This is a genomic window from Streptomyces sp. NPDC000410 (assembly GCF_040300305.1).
Lineage (GTDB): Bacteria > Actinomycetota > Actinomycetes > Streptomycetales > Streptomycetaceae > Streptomyces.
In genome coordinates, this window is the sequence record NZ_JBEPDM010000003.1 from 197,090 (window position 1) to 214,512 (window position 17,423).

The following is a 17,423-nucleotide window of genomic DNA, read 5'->3' on the forward strand; positions in this document are numbered from 1 at the left end:
CCCACGAGGGTGCCCGGATGAAAGGAGAAACGGTGGTGCCCACGACGAACAGGCCGTCCGCGGAGAAACAGCAGCCCCGTGCACCGAAGCAGGAACGCGCCCGGCGCACCAGGGCCCACATCCTCCAGGTGGCCGCGGAGATCTTCGCGGAGCGCGGGTATCCCTCGGTGTCCCTGCAGGACGTGGCCGACGGCGCCGCCATGACCAAGGGCGCCGTCTACTTCCACTACACCAACAAGGAAGCACTCGCCGTCGCCGTCGTCCAGGAGCACTACGCGCACTGGGTTCCGATGATCGCCGAGGTACGCGCCCGGGGACTCACCCCGCTGGAGACCCTCCTGGCCGTCCTGGACGGAGCCGCCGAAGCCTTCCGCAGCGACACGATGGTCCAGGCGGGAGCCCGTCTGCAGATCGAACGCTCCCTGATCGGCACCGATCTGCCCACGCCGTACGTGGGCTGGCTGGAACTGCTCACCGGCCTCGCCACCGAGGCCCTCGAAGCCGGCCAGCTGCGCCCCGACACCGACCCCGCCGCCCTCGCCCGGGTCATCGTCGCAGCCTTCTTCGGCACCCAGCACATCTCCGACATCCTGACCGGGCGCGCCGATCTCATAGAGCGCTACACGGAGTTGCGGGACATCATCTTCCGCGGCGTCACGGCCACGTGACCCCCCACGTGCGGTGCCCCCGACCTATGGGCCGGGGGCACTCTCCCGTGCAACTCTCTCGTACGGCTCAGCCGTACGACTCAGCCGTACAGCCGACAAGCCGGTCAGCCGGCTCTGGCCTGCTGGGCCGGCTCGACCAGCTCGACCAGCTGAGTCGGCTCAGTCGGCTCAGTCGGCCAGCGGCAGATACACCCGGTTGCCGGCCGCCGCGAACTCGGCGGACTTCTCCGCCATACCCGCCTGGATCTCCTCCGACTTGAGGTCCCCACCGTGCTCACGCCGGATGTCCTGGGAGATCTTCATCGAACAGAACTTCGGACCGCACATCGAGCAGAAGTGCGCGGTCTTCGCCGGCTCGGCAGGCAGCGTCTCGTCGTGGAACTCCCGTGCCGTGTCCGGGTCCAGGGCCAGGTTGAACTGATCCTCCCAGCGGAACTCGAAGCGCGCGTCGGAGAGGGCGTCGTCCCACTCCTGCGCGCCCGGGTGCCCCTTGGCGAGATCGGCGGCGTGTGCCGCGATCTTGTAGGTGATGACGCCGGTCTTGACGTCGTCCCGGTTCGGCAGGCCCAGGTGCTCCTTGGGCGTGACGTAGCAGAGCATCGCCGTACCCCACCAGGCGATCATGGCGGCACCGATGCCGGAGGTGATGTGGTCGTACGCGGGCGCCACATCGGTCGTCAGGGGCCCCAGGGTGTAGAAGGGCGCCTCTTCGCAGATCTCCTGCTGGAGGTCGATGTTCTCCTTGATCTTGTGCATCGGGACGTGTCCCGGGCCCTCGATCATCGTCTGCACGTTATGACGCTTGGCGATCGTGTTGAGTTCCCCGAGGGTCTTCAACTCGGCGAACTGCGCCTCGTCGTTGGCGTCCGCGATCGAGCCGGGCCGCAGGCCGTCGCCGAGCGAGTACGTCACGTCGTACGCCGCGAGGATCTCGCAGAGCTCCTCGAAGTTCTCGTACAGGAACGATTCCTTGTGGTGCGCGAGGCACCACGCGGCCATGATCGAGCCACCGCGCGAGACGATGCCGGTCTTGCGCCGGGCCGTCAGCGGCACGTAGCGCAGCAGCACGCCCGCGTGGACCGTCATGTAGTCGACGCCCTGTTCGGCCTGCTCGATGACCGTGTCCTTGTAGATCTCCCAGGTCAGCTCCTCGGCGCGACCGTCCACCTTCTCCAGCGCCTGGTAGAGCGGAACGGTGCCGATCGGCACGGGGGAGTTGCGCAGCACCCATTCCCGCGTGGTGTGGATGTTGCGGCCGGTGGAGAGGTCCATGACCGTGTCGGCGCCCCAGCGGGTGGCCCAGGTCATCTTCTCCACCTCCTCCTCGATGGAGGAGGTCACCGCGGAGTTGCCGATGTTGGCGTTGACCTTCACCAGGAACTTCTTGCCGATGATCATCGGCTCGATCTCCGGGTGGTTGATGTTCGCCGGCAGCACGGCGCGGCCCGCGGCGATCTCCTCGCGGACGACCTCGGGGGAGACGTTCTCGCGGAGCGCGACGTACTCCATCTCCGGCGTGATCTCGCCCCGGCGGGCGTACGCGAGCTGCGTCACCGCCTGTCCGTCGCGGCCGCGGCGGGGCTGGCGGGGGCGGCCGGGGAAGACCGCGTCGAGGTTGCGCAGCCCGCCGCGCGGCGAGGTGTGCTTGATGCCGTCGTCCTCGGGGCGCACGGGACGGCCCGCGTACTCCTCCGTGTCGCCACGGCCGATGATCCAGTTCTCCCGCAGCGGCGGAAGACCGCGGCGGACGTCGGTCTCGATGTTCGGGTCGGTGTACGGACCGGACGTGTCGTACAGCGTCACGTCCTTGCCATTGGTGAGGTGCACCTGCCGGACCGGCACCCGGATGTCGGGGCGGGAGCCCTCGACGTATCCCTTGTGCCAGCCGATGGACTTCCCGTCCTCCGTCGTGGAGGCAGGCGTGCGCGTGTCCGATGTGGTCATGAGACCTACTCCCTACGCCGGCATTACCCGGTAACAGGTTCGGCGGTCGGCGCAGCGTGTCCCGTACGGATGTACGAAGGTCAGCGCCCTCTCAGCCCGGTGCTCCGAGCTCCCGCGTGTGCAAAGTGCCCCCACGCTAGCGCCCCACCGGGCGCGCTGAACAGTGGGCCCCTCCCGTTCTTGCGATGATCAGGCGGTGACTTCCTCCCAGCAGACGCCAGAACCGGGCGGCCACCAGGCCGGAAGCGCGGATGACCATGCGGCCGGCCAGGCCCATGTCCACTCGCACGGGCATGGGCCGGCCGCGCCCGTGTCCCGGCATCTGAGACGCGTCATCGCCGCGGTGGTGATTCCTTTCGCCACCGCGGTCGTGGTGGGTCTCGTCGTGCTCTGGCCGGGCGGTGTCCCCGGCCACGAGCGCACCGGCGTCGGCTTCGACCGGCAGACCGAGGAGGGGCGGGTCGTCAAGGTCGTGCAGGTCGACTGCGCGGACGTGAACGTCGGACAGGTGCCGCCGACGGGGGACACCTCGACCCCTGAGGGGCGCGAAGCGGTCAACTCCCAGCAGGGGAAGTGCGGGAAGGCGACCATCGAGGTCACCACCGGTAAGGACAAGGGCCGTACGTTCACCGAGATCGTGCAGCCCGATGCGCCGCGGCGGCTCGGCCAGGGCCAGGGGGTGGTGGTCGCGTACGCCCCCGACGCGCCCCGCGACCTGCAGTACTCGGTGACGGATGTGAACCGGGAGGTCCCGATGGCGCTGCTCGCCGGGATCTTCGCCCTCGCGGTCGTCCTGGTGGGACGGATGCGCGGTGTGATGGCCCTGATCTCGCTCGCCCTCAGCTTCGCCGTACTGACCCTGTTCATCCTGCCCGCGATCCTCCAGGGGTCGAATCCGCTGGTCGTCGCGGTGGTCGGGGCGAGCGCGATCATGCTGATCGCGCTCTACATGTGTCACGGCCTGTCCGCCCGCACCTCGGTCGCGGTGATCGGCACGCTCATCTCGTTGATGCTGATCGGACTGCTGGGCTCGCTCTTCATCGGCTGGGCCTCACTGAGCGGGAACACGGACGACAACACGGGCCTGATTCACGGCCTGTATCCCAACATCGACATGTCCGGTCTGCTGCTGGCAGGCGTGATCATCGGTTCGCTCGGTGTGCTCGACGATGTGACGGTGACCCAGACCTCCGCGGTCTGGGAGCTGCACCAGGCGGACCCGGCGATGGGCCCGCGCGCCCTCTACCAGGCCGGTATCCGGATCGGCCGGGACCACATCGCGTCGGTCGTCAACACGCTCGTGCTCGCCTACGCGGGCGCGGCGCTGCCCCTGCTCCTGCTGTTCTCGATCGCGCAGTCCAGTGTGGGGACGGTGGCCAACAGCGAGCTGGTGGCTGAGGAGATCGTACGGACCCTGGTCGGGTCGATCGGCCTGGTCGCCTCGGTGCCGGTGACCACGGCGCTGGCGGCCCTGGTCGTGTCCGCCGACCGGCCGGCCTCCGCCGCGGCGGCCGCGCCGGTGGCCCCGGCGAGCGGCGGCAGGGGCCGCCGCCGGCGCGCGAAGTAACCACCCCGGCCCCCAACCTTCGGCCCTCGGCCTTCGACCCTCGCCCGTCGCCCCGGCCCCCGGCCTTAGCCCGCGTTCTCCTCCGCGCCGGCGCTCTGCTCGGCGAGGATGCGCCCGAGCGCGGCCTCCAGGTGGTCCTCGAAGTCTCCGAGCGCCCGCTCCTGCCCCAGCGGGACCAGCTTGTCCGTCCGGTCGAGGAACGCCACCAGGGGCGGGGCGCTCGCCCGGAACAGCGCCCTGTCCACGCCGACCTGGAGTCGGATGGAGACATCGGACAGCCTTTCGGGCTGGGTCGGCGCGATGTGGACATCACCGTCCCCGCTGGGCCCGTTGATGCCGTCGAGCAGCAGCTCACGGCCGAAGACCCAGGTCACGGGCGCGTCGCCGGGCAGGTGGAAGGTCATCCGGACCGCGTAGGGATCTCCTGTCTCGTACCGGAGTTCCACCGGGATCCGGAATGAGAGCTCCTCGGAAACGAGGAAGCTCATCAGGACCTCGGCCTGAACCGACTCACGCATCGTGTACCCCGCAGTAGATGAAAACGGCCAGGAATGATCCCCCTAGGCCCTCTTGACGCCATCGTGCTGCACGCGCTAGCAGATCACAAGGAGTGATTTTTCAGATACTGATAGAGAACGCGAACGAACTGAGCAGACTTCCGATGCCACTACGTAGCTGTTCGACTGCGGGAAGCAATCGATCTTCCTGATGCAGGGGGAGAGAAATCGCCATGGCGGCCGCGGTGGAACCGGCCGTGATCGGAATAGCCGCGCATACCGTTCCGAGTGCGTATTCCTGGCGCTCGACGACCGGCTGCATCCGGCCCATCGCGCCCAGCCGCTCCAGCAGGGTGCGCCGGTCGCGCACCGTATGAGGCGTGATCGTCTGTACGGGATGGCGGCGGAGGTGATCCTTCCGGGCCTGTTCGTCGAGCTGGCTCAGCAGACACTGACCGAGCGCGTGGGCGTGCCCCGTCTCCCGGAAGTCGGCCCACTCGTCCACCGCCGGCGCGTAGGGGGTGTCGGCAACAGCGACGAGCTCGATCTCACCCTCGCGGTAGACGGCGAAGTAGACGGGCACCCCGATCGCGTCACGCCAGTGCGCCAGAGAGTCCTCGATCTTGCTGCGACGATTCTGCAGCGCTCCGCCGCCCGCGAGCCGCACCGCTGCTTCACCAAGGACGAACACGCCTCTCTCGCGCCGCAGATACCCCTCGTGCGTCAGGGTCCGCAGCAGGTGGTACGCGGTGGGAAGCGGCAGGCCCGCTTCGCGTGCGAGCTGCTTGGCGGGGGCTCCGTCCGCATGCGAGTTCACGGCCTCCAGCAGCCGCAGCGCCCGCTGGACGGATCCGATCAGAGTGGGCGTCGGGGTAGCCGAAGCAGAAGTAGCGGCAGAAGTGTCAGCGGAAGCGGCAATCGGAGCCGTGGCAGTAGTAGTGACGGAAGCGAAAGCGGTGCTCGGAGCCGTAGCTGTGGCCAAAGGTCACCCCCAGGCGTGGTGACGGGCGGCGCGCCCGCCTGCGGGGGCCGCCCCCGCGCGCCCGCCGCGCTCCTGAGGATGATTCCCGCGCTTCCGGGGCCGGGCCCGGAAGCATTTCGGGAAACAGACCGGGAAAGGGATCGGGAAGTCGATCGAGAAGCAGATCGTGAAGTCGTACAAACCGCTGTTCACGGCGATCGTCGACCCACGATTTCCCATGATTCCCAGGGGGCGGCAGACGTTTGCCACTCTAATGGCAGCCCCTGTGCGGCCAGTGGTTTCCGGTTCGCCGTTCCCCCGGGCGGGCTAACGTGCGTACGCCGCTACCAATCGCCGCGCGATGAGGACGAGGACGTGAACTTCCGTACGACGTAAACAAGTCCACCCACGAGGGCCGCGAACACCAACACCTTGAAGAGGAGTCCGATCACAAACCCGACCACCGTGGCGATCAGTCCGCCGAATACGACGATGGCGATCAAGGGAATCGCGACCCACTTCACCCACCACGGCATCCCCGCGAGTATCTCCCGCACCGCCATCGCCCTACCTCGCTTCTCGGTGTCCTTCTCCGATGTTCCGTCTTCGATGCTAGAGGGGCAGCCCGCCCGCCGGGCCCCGCGCAGCCCTTGGACTCCCCTGAACCGTCCCCTAGGGAATCGCGGGGCGGCCGCTCAGCTCTCGGGTGGAGAGAAGACGACCAGCACCCGCAGATCCTCGGTGATGTGGTGGAACTTGTGGGCCACTCCGGCGGGTACGTAGACGACGCTGCCCCGCCCGACCTGCGTCGTCTCCATCCCCACCGTGATCGCGGCGCGGCCGCTGACGACGAAGTAGATCTCGTCCTGGCCGTGCGGCTGCTGAGTGTCCAGCTCACCGGCGTCCAGCGCGTACAGCCCGGCCGACATGTTCCGCTCACGCAGGAACTGCAGGTACGCACCGTCGTTGGCGGCGCGCTCCGCCTCCAGCTCGTCCAGTCGGAATGCCTTCATCGTCCGTCCGCCCCTGCCCTTGATCCGATCTCGTCTGCCACGATCAGACACATGAAGAATTTCCTAGTCAAGACGATCGCGAACGCCGGGGCCCTGGCCGTCGCGATCTGGCTGATCCAGGACATCACGCTCACCGGTGACAACACCGGCGAGAAGGTGCTGACGCTGATCGTCGTCGCACTGCTTTTCGGCCTGGTGAACTTCCTGGTAAAACCCATCGTGAAGTTGCTGACGCTCCCGCTCTTCATCCTCACCCTCGGGCTGATCACGCTGGTGGTCAACGCCCTGATGCTGCTGCTGACCTCCTGGATCGCCGACCTGCTGGACGTCGGCTTCCATGTCGAGGGCTTCTGGACGGCCGTGCTCGGCGGCCTGATCATCTCCGTCGTGTCCTGGGCGCTGAACGTCGTGCTGCCCGATGACAGGGGCTGAGCCCATGACCGACGGCGACGGCACCAGGGCGATACGGGCCGGACTGCCCGAAGCGCGCACGTACGAACCGACGCTGCCCGGCCCGGTCTTCGCCGCGCACTACCACCTGCCGGGCGAACCGACGGGCCCGTACACCTACGGCCGGGACTCCAACCCCACGTGGACGCTGCTGGAGCGGGCCATCGGTGAACTGGAGGCCCCCGGGGCCGAGGTGGAGACCGTCGTCTTCGCCTCCGGGATGGCCGCCGTCTCCGCGGTGCTGCTGTCCCAGGTACGGGCGGGCGACACGGTCGTGCTCCCGGACGACGGCTATCAGGCGCTGCCGCTGGTGCGGGAGCAGCTGGAGGCGTACGGCGTCGCGGTACGCACCGCGCCGACCAGGGGCGATGCGCAGCTCGCCGTCCTCGACGGCGCGAAGCTGCTGTGGATCGAGACGCCGTCCAACCCCGGGCTGGACGTGTGCGACGTACGGCGGCTCGTGGACGCGGCGCACGCCGGCGGCGCGCTCGTCGCGGTCGACAACACGCTCGCGACGCCGCTCGGCCAGCGGCCGCTGGAGCTGGGTGCGGACTTCGTGGTGGCCAGCGGCACCAAGGGGCTGACCGGGCACGGAGATCTGCTGCTCGGCTATGTGGTCTGCCGTGACGCCTCCCTCTCCGCCCGGGTACGGCACTGGCGCAAGGTCGTCGGCGCCATCCCCGGCCCGATGGAGGCCTGGCTGGCGCACCGGTCGCTGGCCACCCTGCAACTGCGGGCCGACCGCCAGTGCGCGAACGCCCTGGCCATCGCCGAGGCGCTGGCCGTACGCGCCGAGGTGACCGGACTGCGCTATCCGGGACTGCCCGACGACCCCTCGCACCAGGTCGCGGCGGCGCAGATGCGCCGCTTCGGATCGGTGGTCTCCTTCGTCCTGCCGGACCGCGCGCACGCCGAGCGTTTCCTCGCGGAGCTGCGTCTCGTCGATGACGCGACGAGCTTCGGAAGCGTCCGTTCCAGCGCCGAGAGACGCGGCCGGTGGGGCGGCGATGCCGTACCGGAAGGCTTCATCCGCTTCTCGGCCGGCGCCGAGGACGCCGAGGATCTGGTGGCGGACGTGCTGCGCGCACTGGACGCCGCAGCAGCCTGAGGGCGGGGCGGTCCGAGCCTCCCCCCTCATGGCTCGGACCGCCCCGGTTCCACGCGCGGAGAACCGCTCGAACAAGGCTAGTTGACTCTGCGTCAGTGTCCAATCACACCAGCGACAGCGACCTATCGACTTATTTATAGTTGGACGATGGACCTGGCCTTGCTGCGCACATTCATCACGGTGCACCGGGCCGGCTCGTTCACCCGCGCCGCCGCACTGCTCGGACTCTCCCAGCCCGCGGTCACCAGCCAGATCCGGACACTGGAGCGGCAGTTGGGGCGGCCGCTCTTCCTGCGGCAGGCGCGCGGCGTCACCCCCACGACCGTCGGCGACGAACTCGCGCACCGTGCGGCCCCCCATCTGGACGCCCTGGTCGAGATCGCCGAGGCCGGGCTGGACGAGGAGGCGGGCGTCCGCACCCTGCACCTCGCCGGACCACCCGAGTTCACCTCCGTACGCGCGCTGCCGACGCTCACCCCGCTGATCTCGCAGGGCCTCGCGTTACGTGCCTCCTTCGTCGGAAACTCCGAGGACACCCTCGCCGGGCTGGCCGCCGGCCATCACGATCTGGCCATCACGACGGCCCGCCCGCGCGGTGGGCTCCTGTCGTCCACTCCGCTCTGCGACGAGGAGCACGTCCTGGTCGCCGCGCCGCGCTGGGCCGCGCGGCTGGGCCCCGGGGTGCTGTTGCGCAAGGGTTCCGTGGTGCTGGAGCAGCTGCCGGTGGTCGAGGTTCACGAGTCCCTCCCGTTCGTCTCCCGCTACTGGGCCGCCGTCTTCGACAGCCGGCCGGCCGCGGCGGGCACCGTCATCGCACCGGATCTGCGGGCCGTCCTGGAATCGGCCGCCTCCGGCGCCGGACTGGCCGTGCTGCCGCGCTACCTGTGCGAAGGCGCACTGGAGAGCGGGCGGCTGGTGGCGCTGCTCGACCCTCCGGTGCCGCCGCTGCGCACCTATTTCCTGGTGGTGCGCACCGGAACGCTCGCGCTCCCGCACATCGCGCGGGCACATGAATGGCTGCTCCGCGCGGCCGCCGACTGGTGACCGCCGCGCCCGCCTTGCGGTTCCCGCCCGGTGCCTGTCCGGTTCCCGTCGGGTTGCTGTCCGGTTGCCATCGGGTCGCAGGGAGTTTCAGGAGCGGCCTCGTGGGCCACTCTCTTGCCATGACCGAACGGCCAGTGGTCAAGCGCACCGCACGCGCCATCCTGCTCGACGGGGACGACCTCGTCCTGATCAAGCGGACCAAGCCCGGCATGGATCCGTACTGGCTCACGCCCGGCGGCGGGGTCGAGCCCGACGACGCCACCGTCGTCGAAGCCCTCCACCGCGAGGTCGACGAGGAGCTCGGCGCCAAGATCACCGATGTGGTGCCCTGTTTCGTCGACACCGTCGAGCACATCGTGGACGGCGGCGTCTCGGGCGTGAAGGTGCAGCACTTCTTCGTCTGCCGGCTGGCCTCGATGGACGAGTCACGGCGGCACGGCCCCGAGGTGGACGAGCCCTGCGGCGAGTACGAGATCGTACGGGTGCCCTTCAGCCGGGTCGGGATCGCCGCCGTCCATCTCGTACCGCTGTCGCTGCGGCACTACCTGGACGGCAATATCGAAGGCGTACGCGCCATGCACGCCCCCGACCTGGGCTGATCCGAAAGGCCGACCCCCTAGTCCGCCGCCGCGACCAGCTCTTCCAGTGAGTCGTGCCGGATCCGCTCGTAGGGAACGCCGACCCGCCTGAGCGCGTCCACGCCGCTGCGGATCATCCCGACCGGGCCGGAGACGTACGCGTCGTACTCGTGCCACGGACCGAACTCGCGCACGGCGTCGGGCAGCTGCGCCTTGCCGTCGACGACGGGCCGCACCTGGAGCCAGGGGTGGCTCTGCTGGAGCCGCAGCATCGTGTCGATGTCGTAGAGGTCGTGGTCGCTGCGCGCCCCGTAGAAGACCTGGACGGACCGGCGCTCGCCGTGCTCGGCGACGTCCTCGACCAGCGCCTTGATCGGCGCGATGCCGGTGCCGCCGCCCAGACAGAGCAGACCGCTGTCGCTGGTGTGGTCGACGGTCATGGAGCCCGCGGGCGGGCCGAGCCGCAGGACGTCACCGGGGCGGGCGTGGTGAACCAGGGCGTTGGAGACCCAGCCCGCCGGAATCGCCTTGACGTGGAAGGACAGCAGCCCGTCGGAGCGCGGAGCGCCCGCGAAGGAGTAGTGCCGCCAGATCCGCGGCCACCACGGTGTCTCCAGGCTCGTGTACTGCCCCGCCAGGAAGGGGTACGGCTGGTCGGGACGGACGGTGATCACCGCGATGTCGGGCGTCCTGAGGTCGTGCGAGACCACCTCGGCATGCCACCAGGCCGGCGCGTGCCGCTCGTTCTCCGCGGCCGAGTCGATCATGACCTGCGAGATCGTCGTGTACGTACGGACCCAGGCGGCCTCGGTCTCGTCGTCCCAGGTGGTCGTGGCGTATCGGCTGAGCGCGCCGATCAGCGCCTCTCCCACGGCGGGGTAGTGCGCGGGCTCGGTCCCGTACTTGCGGTGCCCCCGGCCCAGCGCCTGGAGGTACTCGACGAGCACGGGGGTGTTGTCCATGTGCTCGGCGGCGGTCAGCAGCGCCTTGAGCAGCCGGTCCCGCTGGGTGTCCATGGCCGCGGGGAAGAGCGGGCGCACCTCGGGGTGGCGGACGAAGAGCAGGGCGTAGAAGTAGGCGGTGACCTTGTCGGCGACCGGGCCGATCTCCGCCATGGTCCGCCTGATGAGGATCGCGTCCGGGGACGCATGAGGGTCCTCGCGGGGGGCCGGGGGCTCCGGGGCCGCCGGTGCCGCTGCTGGTGGTGCTGCTGCTGCGGCCGGAGGCTCGAAGCCCTGGGGCGGCGCGGCTCGCTGGACGGGGGGTGCGGGCTCCGCGGGGGCACGGTTCGCGCGCGGCGGTGCCGCGGAGGCTCTGTCCGCGCCGGTGCCGACCGGACGTATGGGTGCGACAGGCCTGCTCGGCGGCGCTATTCGGCCGTCGCCCGCACCGCCTGGGGCTCCGCCGCCCGTATGGGGTGCCGGGCCTCCCGAGCCGTTCCGCTTACGAGGGGTGAACCAGCCGCCTCCGCCGTTCCCGCCACGCGGGCCATGATCGACATTCGCGCGGTTCGCGCCGTTCTCGCCTGAAGTGCCACTGCCGGCCGACGTGGTGGTCGGAGCGTCCATTATGTGCCTCGCCTCGAACATCTTTCGGTCGGTCTGCGCACTTCCGCTGGCCCGGAACGCGCCTTAATTCCCCACTCTGTCTCAGGAACACTGCCGACCCACATTAACCTTTGCCGCACCGGCAATCGGGGCGAGTGGGACTGGATTGTGACATTGCCCAAGCGCCCGCCCCGGCGGGCTGCCGAACTATCGGCGGTATCGAACCAGTTCGTAGGCCTCTCGCAGATCACTCCCGGTATAGGCATGCGTGGCGAGCCCGGAGAGATGATGGTCCGCATTCACCGCCACCGCAACGGGCACCTCTCCAAAGATCTGCGCGTCGGACATCGAATCACCATAGGCGACGCAGTCGTCCATGCTCACCCCGAACTCTGCACAGAGCCGGTTCGCGATCTTCACTTTCGCGGCGGCGTCGAGAATGCCCGATCTGTCTACCGGTTCCTTGAACGGAACGGACGGCCAACGTGAGCCGTGCGCAGCGTGCGCACCCCATGACAACAATCTCTCGACGAAGAAATCAGGCGAGAGGGATATGACGGCACAGTAGTCACCATGGCCCCGGATATCGGCCCACACCTCACGGATTCCACTCATCCAGGGAGCCCCGTCGAATGCCGCCGCCAACTGGGCCTGAGTGAGGTCCCCCCACAGATCCCGGGCCCGCACAGCGAATTCATCCGGTGTCAGCGCACGCAGGAGGAAGTCGCGCTCCAGTGCGGCGATCTCCTCGGAGAGCCCCAGTTGCCGGGAGATCTCCACGGCGGCCGCCGAGCCGCGGATCAGGGTTCCATCAAGGTCGAAGAGATGCAGTCTCGCCATGTACGCCGAGGTTAGTACGTGCGGTTACTCCCGCTGTCAGACGCGGAGGCGGCGGGCGCCCGTGCACGGTGTTTCACGTGAAACCACTCAAGCGACCCGCTCGGCAGGCCATCCTCGTCGTCCACGTCTGCGCGTCCGCGGGCTGGCTCGGGCTCTCCCTCGGGCTGCTCGGGCTGAGTTCCGCCGCGGCGGCCTCCGGCTCCCCGGCCGTGGCTGAAGCCTCCTACCGCTCGATGGCGCTGTTCGCGAACTGGCTGATGATCCCGATCGCTCTGCTCACGCTCGGCAGCGGTCTGGTGCTCTCGCTCGGCACTCCCTGGGGCCTGGCCCGATACCGCTGGGTCTGGACCAAGTTCTGGCTGACGCTGATCACGACCACCCTCACGACGTTCTCGCTGCGGCCCGGTGTGAACGCCGCCGCGGACGAGGCTGCCGCGGGAATCCCGGTGCAGGACCCGACCGGTCTGCTCGCCGCCCCGATCGTCTCCCTGTCCGCCTATCTGTTCATGACCGCGATCTCGGTCCTCAAGCCATGGGGGATGACTCGGCGCGGACGGCGACTGAAGGGCCTCAAGTCCGCCGAACAGCGTGCGACTTCCACTAAAGGGCTGGACGCACGATCTCCACGTCAGACAGCCTGACCTTCATGCCAACACCGCTCAGCGAGCTCCCCATCCGGCGACTGACCACGGCAGACCTGGTGTCCTGCGCCGATCTCTCCGAAGACCGCGGCTGGCCGCGCGAGGAGCACAAATGGAGCCTGCTGCTCGCAGCGGGTGCGGGATACGGGATCGACGACCCGTCGGGCAAGGGCCTCGTCAGCGCGTGCGTCGTGACCTCGTACGGTGACGCCGTACGACCTGGTGAGGGTCTCTCCGCCATCGGCATGGTTCTCGTGGCCGAGCGGTACGCCCGCCAGGGCATCGGGCGCCGTCTGATGAAGCACGTGGTGGCCGAGGCCGGCACCACCCCACTCACCCTGCACGCCACGCCGTACGGAAAGCCGCTCTACGAGGAGCTGGGCTTCACGACCGTCGGCCGCGCCGAGATGGTTCGCGGCCACTTCCGCCCCTCAGGCCCGGCGCCCACGGCCCGGACTCGAGCGGCCACGGCCGAGGATCTGCCCGCGATCCTCAGGCTCGACACCGAGGTCTTCGGCCTGGACCGTACGCACATGATCACGCGCCTGCCCGCCTTCGCCGATCAACTGAGGGTCGCGGAGGCCGGCGGCGTACTGACGGGGTATGCGGCGGCCTGGCCCAATATGGAGACCCATGTCGTCGGCCCCCTCATCGCCCGCGACACGGACACGGCGAAGGCACTTGTCGCCTCACTGGCCGCCGGCACGGACCGCCCGCTCCGCACCGACATCGACGTACGCCATGAGGAACTCCTGACATGGCTGAAGGCGAACGGGCTGGACCCGATCGCCTTCAACGCCGTGATGCTCCACGGCACTCCCGCTCTCCCCGGGGACTGGACCCGCCGCTTCGCTCCCCTGACGGTCGCGGCGGGCTAGGGAACGTTTCGGGGCTCCGGCCCTGAGGGATGTCCGGCGGATCGGGCTGGGCTCACGACGCCCAGCCCGATCCGCCCAGGGGTTCAGTGGCGGGCGGCAGCGACCACGGCCGGGCGGGCCACGGAAGCACCCGCGACCACCAGACTCTCGCGGCGGGCGTCCCGGCGCTCCAGCACGCTGGAGAGGAGCGCCAGCGCCAGCGCGGACGCGGCGAGTACGGCTCCGACCCAGTTCGGGGCGGTGAAGCCGAGGCCGGCCGCGATCACCATGCCACCGAGCCAGGCGGCCAGCGCGTTGCCGAGGTTGAAGGCTCCGATGTTCACGGCCGAGGCGAGCGTCGGGGCACCGGACGCCTGGTCAAGGACCCGCTTCTGCAGCGGCGGCACGGTGGCGAAGCCCAGTGCGCCGACGAGCACGATGGTGACGGCAGCCGCGATCTTGTTGTGGGCGGTGAACGTGAACAGCGCCAGGACGAGCGCGAGCGCTCCGAGCGAGACGTACAGCAACGGCATCAGCGCACGGTCGGCGAACTTGCCGCCGATCAGGTTGCCGCCGACCATGCCCAGGCCGAACAGGACGAGCAGCCAGGTGACGGAGGAGTCCGCGAAGCCGGCGACCTCGGTCATCATCGGCGTGATGTAGGTGATCGCGGCGAACACGCCGCCGAAGCCGAGCACCGTCATCGCCATGGCGAGCAGGACCTGCACATTGCGGAACGCGGCGAGTTCGTGACGCAGACGCACGCCTTCGGGCCTCGGCTGCTCCGGAACCAGCTTCGCGACACCGGCCAGACCGAGCACACCGAGCCCGGCGACGATGAAGAACGTGGCGCGCCAGCCGACACTCTGGCCGATGAAGGTGCCCAGCGGAACGCCGACGACATTCGCGACGGTCAGGCCCGTGAACATCATGGCGATGGCACCGGCCTTCTTCTCCGGCGCGACCAGGTCGGCCGCCACGACGGAACCGATGCCGAAGAACGCGCCATGGGCGAGCGAGGCGACGACGCGGCCCGCGAGCATCACACCGAAGACCGGGGCGACGGCAGAGAGCACGTTGCCCGCGATGAACAGGCCCATCAGCAGCATCAGCATCCGCTTGCGGGAGACCTTGGTGGCGAGGACGGTCATCAGCGGGGCTCCGAGCACCACGCCGAGGGCGTAGCCGGTGACCAGGTAGCCGGCGGCGGGGATGGAGACCTGGAACTCGCCGGCAACCTCGGGGAGCAACCCCATGATCACGAACTCGGTCGTGCCGATACCGAATGCCCCGATAGCCAGGGCAAGGAGCGCGAGCGGCATGGGTTTCACCCTTCCCAAGAGATTGCGTTAGCGCTTTACGAGCGTCCACAATAATTGCAGACGCGGATTAATTGCAAGCGCGGGCTATTGCGCTTGTCGTCTATCCTGGACGAAGCCGCTCAGGGCCACGTCCCTCGGAGCGAAGGCGCTCACAGCGGCCCAAGGCGCTCCTGGACGAAGGAGAGATCGATGACAGCGACGGATCCGGCACTCACCGCCCTCGCCCAGGGCTGGTGCGCTCTCTCCCTGCTGCACGGCAGGATCGAGGCCCACATCGAGCGGGAACTCCAGTCCCGGCACGGCCTGAGCGTGCGCGAGTACTCACTCCTCGACGTCCTCAGCCGGCAGCACAGCGGCCCGGGTGGCCACCTCCAGATGAAGCAGGTCGCCGACGCTGTCGTGCTCAGTCAGAGCGCCACCACCCGCCTGGTCACACGGCTGGAGGACCGCGGCCTGCTCACCCGGTACCTCTGCGACACCGACCGCCGCGGCATCTACACCGATGTCACGGAAGCCGGTCAGCAGCTGCTCGCCGAGGCCAGGCCCACCAATGACACCGCGCTGCGCGAGGCGCTCGACGAGGCCGCGAAGAACCCTGAGCTCACGCCTCTGGTCCGGACGGTCGAGCAGCTGCGGGTCCCCGCGCCCGCATAGGCCGTACAGACTTCCGGCGCCCTCATGGCGCGCATAGGCTGCGGATCATGAGCGATTTCCGGATACGGCCCGCGTCCTCCGCCGACATTCCCGCCATCGTCGCGATGCTCGCCGACGACCCACTGGGCGCGCAGCGTGAGTCGCCGGACGACCTCACCCCGTACACCGCGGCGTTCGAGCGGCTGGCGGGAGATCCGAACCAGCACCTGGTCGTCGCGGAACATGACGGCCGTGTCGTCGGCAGCCTGCAGCTCACCGTCATTCCGGGTCTCTCCCGGCGGGGCGCCACCCGCTCGATCATCGAAGCGGTACGGATCCACGCGGACGAACGCGGCAGCGGCCTCGGCACCCGGCTCATCGAATGGGCCGTCGACGAGTCCCGGCGCCAGAACTGCCAGTTGGTGCAGCTGACGTCCGATGCCTCCCGCACCGACGCGCGCCGCTTCTACGAGCGCCTGGGGTTCGAGGCTTCTCATGTGGGCTTCAAGCTGAGCATCTGACCTCCAACAGGCCGCCGGCTGACCTATATCCGCCCTACGGTCCCCACCATGAGCAGCGCCACGCACCGACTCACCACCGCAGAGCGCCGTATCCGCATCGGTCGCCGCCACCTCCTCGCTCCCTCCGTGCGGGCCGCGAGTGTGGCGGAGGCCGCAGACGCCGTGGTCGCCCTGCACGCGACGGACGCGTCGACCGTGTTCCTCTCCGCCTGCGCCCGCCTCACCGACCCCACCACCGCCGAGGTGGAGCGAGCGCTCTACGAGGACGTCTCGCTGGTCCGGCTGCTCTCCATGCGCAACACCCTCTTCGCCGTCTCCCAGGAACTCGCTCCGTACGTCGCCACCTCGACCGGCCACGCCATCGCCGCAAAGGAGCGCAAGACCCTGGTCAAACATCTGGCCGAAGACGGCAACGGCCTGGACGAGCGCTGGCTCGCCGACTCCGAGGAAGCCGTCCTGGCCGCGCTCGCCGCCCGGGGCCCCTCGACGGGCAGCCAGCTGTCCGACGCCGTACCCGCACTGCGCGCCAAGATCACCATCTTTCGCGGGAAGAAGCACGAGACGGTTCAGGGCGTGTCCACGCGCGTCCTCCGGGTGCTTGCCGCAGAGGGCCGAATCCGCCGCGATCGTCCCCGTGGCTCCTGGACCTCCAGCCAGTTCAGATGGGCGGCGAGTGACCCCTGGGTGGGCCTCCCGCCGACCGAGGCGAAGGCGGAGCTGGCACGGCGCTGGCTGCTTCGCTACGGACCGGCCACCGAGGCCGACCTCAAGTGGTGGACCGGGTGGACCCTCGGTGACGTACGCAAGGCCCTCGCGGCCGTCGGTGCCGAGGAGGTCCGACTCGACGGGGGCGCGGTCGGCTATGTCACGCCCGGTGACACCGAGCCCGAGCCGCCCGTCGAGCCCTGGGCAGCGCTGCTTCCGGGGCTCGACCCCAGCGGCATGGCATGGGCCGACCGGGGCTTCCACCTCGCCGAAGAACACCGGGCCGCCCTCTTCGACTACGCCGGGAACATCGGCCCCACGGTGTGGTGGAACGGCGAGATCATCGGAGGCTGGGCCCAGCGCGCGAACGGCGAAATCGTGTGGCGACTGCTGACGGACGCGGGGCATGAGGCCTCCGCCGCAGTCGAAGCGGAGGCCTCACGCCTGTCGGAATGGGTCGGCGAGGCACGCGTCACGCCACGCTTCCGCACCCCGTTGGAGCGTGAGCTGAGCTCCTGAGCGGTCGG

The 17,423-nt window shown here is 69.3% G+C and carries 19 protein-coding genes; 11 read left to right on the forward strand and 8 right to left on the reverse strand.

The annotated features are described in order from the left end of the window. Positions 1–35: 35 nt before the first annotated feature. The gene (locus ABT342_RS06285) at positions 36–668 is read left to right on the forward strand and encodes a ScbR family autoregulator-binding transcription factor (protein WP_351567764.1); all 633 of its coding nucleotides are present in this window, start codon (positions 36–38) and stop codon (positions 666–668) included. 168 nt (positions 669–836) lie between these two features. Here ABT342_RS06285 and thiC read toward each other — a convergent pair whose 3' ends face one another. Continuing rightward, positions 837–2,612, reverse strand: coding sequence for a phosphomethylpyrimidine synthase ThiC (gene thiC / locus ABT342_RS06290; RefSeq protein WP_351567767.1), 1,776 nt, complete (start codon positions 2,610–2,612; stop codon positions 837–839). Between the two features lie 196 nt (positions 2,613–2,808). On the opposite strand from thiC, the gene ABT342_RS06295 reads away from it, so the two are divergent. Then, positions 2,809–4,179 carry a YibE/F family protein gene (locus tag ABT342_RS06295; RefSeq protein ID WP_351567770.1) on the forward strand — a complete coding sequence of 457 codons (1,371 nt, stop codon included), beginning with the start codon at positions 2,809–2,811 and terminating at the stop codon, positions 4,177–4,179. Positions 4,180–4,244: 65 nt separating this feature from the next. Here ABT342_RS06295 and ABT342_RS06300 read toward each other — a convergent pair whose 3' ends face one another. The 4 genes from ABT342_RS06300 to ABT342_RS06315 all read right to left on the reverse strand — a co-directional run bounded on the left by ABT342_RS06300 (position 4,245) and on the right by ABT342_RS06315 (position 6,650). After that, complete coding sequence (locus ABT342_RS06300; RefSeq protein WP_351567773.1) at positions 4,245–4,697, reverse strand: SsgA family sporulation/cell division regulator; 453 nt, start codon at positions 4,695–4,697, stop codon at positions 4,245–4,247. A 100-nt stretch (positions 4,698–4,797) separates the two neighbouring features. Next, positions 4,798–5,535 carry an IclR family transcriptional regulator gene (locus ABT342_RS06305; protein WP_351568142.1) on the reverse strand — a complete coding sequence of 246 codons (738 nt, stop codon included), beginning with the start codon at positions 5,533–5,535 and terminating at the stop codon, positions 4,798–4,800. Positions 5,536–5,981: 446 nt separating this feature from the next. Then, a complete protein-coding gene (locus tag ABT342_RS06310) occupies positions 5,982–6,194 on the reverse strand; it encodes a DUF5326 family protein (protein ID WP_351568145.1) in 213 nt (70 codons plus the stop codon). Between the two features lie 138 nt (positions 6,195–6,332). Further along, positions 6,333–6,650, reverse strand: coding sequence for a cupin domain-containing protein (locus tag ABT342_RS06315; protein ID WP_351567775.1), 318 nt, complete (start codon positions 6,648–6,650; stop codon positions 6,333–6,335). Positions 6,651–6,701: 51 nt separating this feature from the next. Between ABT342_RS06315 and ABT342_RS06320 the strand changes: the two genes are divergently transcribed. From ABT342_RS06320 to ABT342_RS06335, 4 genes are all read left to right on the forward strand, one after another. Continuing rightward, the gene (locus ABT342_RS06320; protein WP_351567778.1) at positions 6,702–7,082 is read left to right on the forward strand and encodes a phage holin family protein; all 381 of its coding nucleotides are present in this window, start codon (positions 6,702–6,704) and stop codon (positions 7,080–7,082) included. Between the two features lie 4 nt (positions 7,083–7,086). Further along, positions 7,087–8,208: a cystathionine gamma-lyase gene (locus tag ABT342_RS06325; RefSeq protein WP_351567781.1), complete on the forward strand. Its 1,122-nt coding sequence runs from the start codon at positions 7,087–7,089 to the stop codon at positions 8,206–8,208. 147 nt (positions 8,209–8,355) lie between these two features. Next, positions 8,356–9,252, forward strand: coding sequence for a LysR family transcriptional regulator (locus ABT342_RS06330; RefSeq protein WP_351567784.1), 897 nt, complete (start codon positions 8,356–8,358; stop codon positions 9,250–9,252). A gap of 119 nt (positions 9,253–9,371) precedes the next feature. Then, complete coding sequence (locus tag ABT342_RS06335) at positions 9,372–9,851, forward strand: NUDIX domain-containing protein (protein ID WP_351567787.1); 480 nt, start codon at positions 9,372–9,374, stop codon at positions 9,849–9,851. A 17-nt stretch (positions 9,852–9,868) separates the two neighbouring features. Here the strand turns inward: ABT342_RS06335 and ABT342_RS06340 are convergent, their stop codons facing one another. Both ABT342_RS06340 and ABT342_RS06345 read right to left on the reverse strand, forming a co-directional pair. After that, the gene (locus tag ABT342_RS06340; RefSeq protein WP_351567790.1) at positions 9,869–11,398 is read right to left on the reverse strand and encodes a globin domain-containing protein; all 1,530 of its coding nucleotides are present in this window, start codon (positions 11,396–11,398) and stop codon (positions 9,869–9,871) included. 186 nt (positions 11,399–11,584) lie between these two features. Beyond that, positions 11,585–12,217, reverse strand: coding sequence for an HAD family hydrolase (locus ABT342_RS06345; RefSeq protein ID WP_351567793.1), 633 nt, complete (start codon positions 12,215–12,217; stop codon positions 11,585–11,587). Positions 12,218–12,294: 77 nt separating this feature from the next. Here ABT342_RS06345 and ABT342_RS06350 point away from each other — a divergent pair, with 77 nt between their 5' ends. Next, entirely contained in the window at positions 12,295–12,858 is a 564-nt protein-coding gene (locus ABT342_RS06350; protein WP_351567795.1) for a DUF2269 domain-containing protein, read from the forward strand. Positions 12,859–12,863: 5 nt separating this feature from the next. After that, positions 12,864–13,736, forward strand: a complete 873-nt coding sequence (locus ABT342_RS06355; protein WP_351567796.1) for a GNAT family N-acetyltransferase — start codon at positions 12,864–12,866, stop codon at positions 13,734–13,736. Between the two features lie 83 nt (positions 13,737–13,819). Here ABT342_RS06355 and ABT342_RS06360 read toward each other — a convergent pair whose 3' ends face one another. Beyond that, positions 13,820–15,037 carry an MFS transporter gene (locus tag ABT342_RS06360; protein ID WP_351567798.1) on the reverse strand — a complete coding sequence of 406 codons (1,218 nt, stop codon included), beginning with the start codon at positions 15,035–15,037 and terminating at the stop codon, positions 13,820–13,822. Between the two features lie 189 nt (positions 15,038–15,226). Between ABT342_RS06360 and ABT342_RS06365 the strand changes: the two genes are divergently transcribed. The 3 genes from ABT342_RS06365 to ABT342_RS06375 are packed head-to-tail and all read left to right on the forward strand — an operon-like array spanning position 15,227 to position 17,415. Beyond that, a complete protein-coding gene (locus tag ABT342_RS06365; protein ID WP_351567802.1) occupies positions 15,227–15,691 on the forward strand; it encodes a MarR family winged helix-turn-helix transcriptional regulator in 465 nt (154 codons plus the stop codon). Between the two features lie 47 nt (positions 15,692–15,738). Beyond that, positions 15,739–16,191 (forward strand): GNAT family N-acetyltransferase, encoded by a 453-nt coding sequence (locus tag ABT342_RS06370; protein WP_351567805.1) that lies wholly within the window; start codon positions 15,739–15,741, stop codon positions 16,189–16,191. Positions 16,192–16,239: 48 nt separating this feature from the next. Next, complete coding sequence (locus ABT342_RS06375) at positions 16,240–17,415, forward strand: winged helix DNA-binding domain-containing protein (protein ID WP_351567808.1); 1,176 nt, start codon at positions 16,240–16,242, stop codon at positions 17,413–17,415. Positions 17,416–17,423 lie beyond the last annotated feature (8 nt).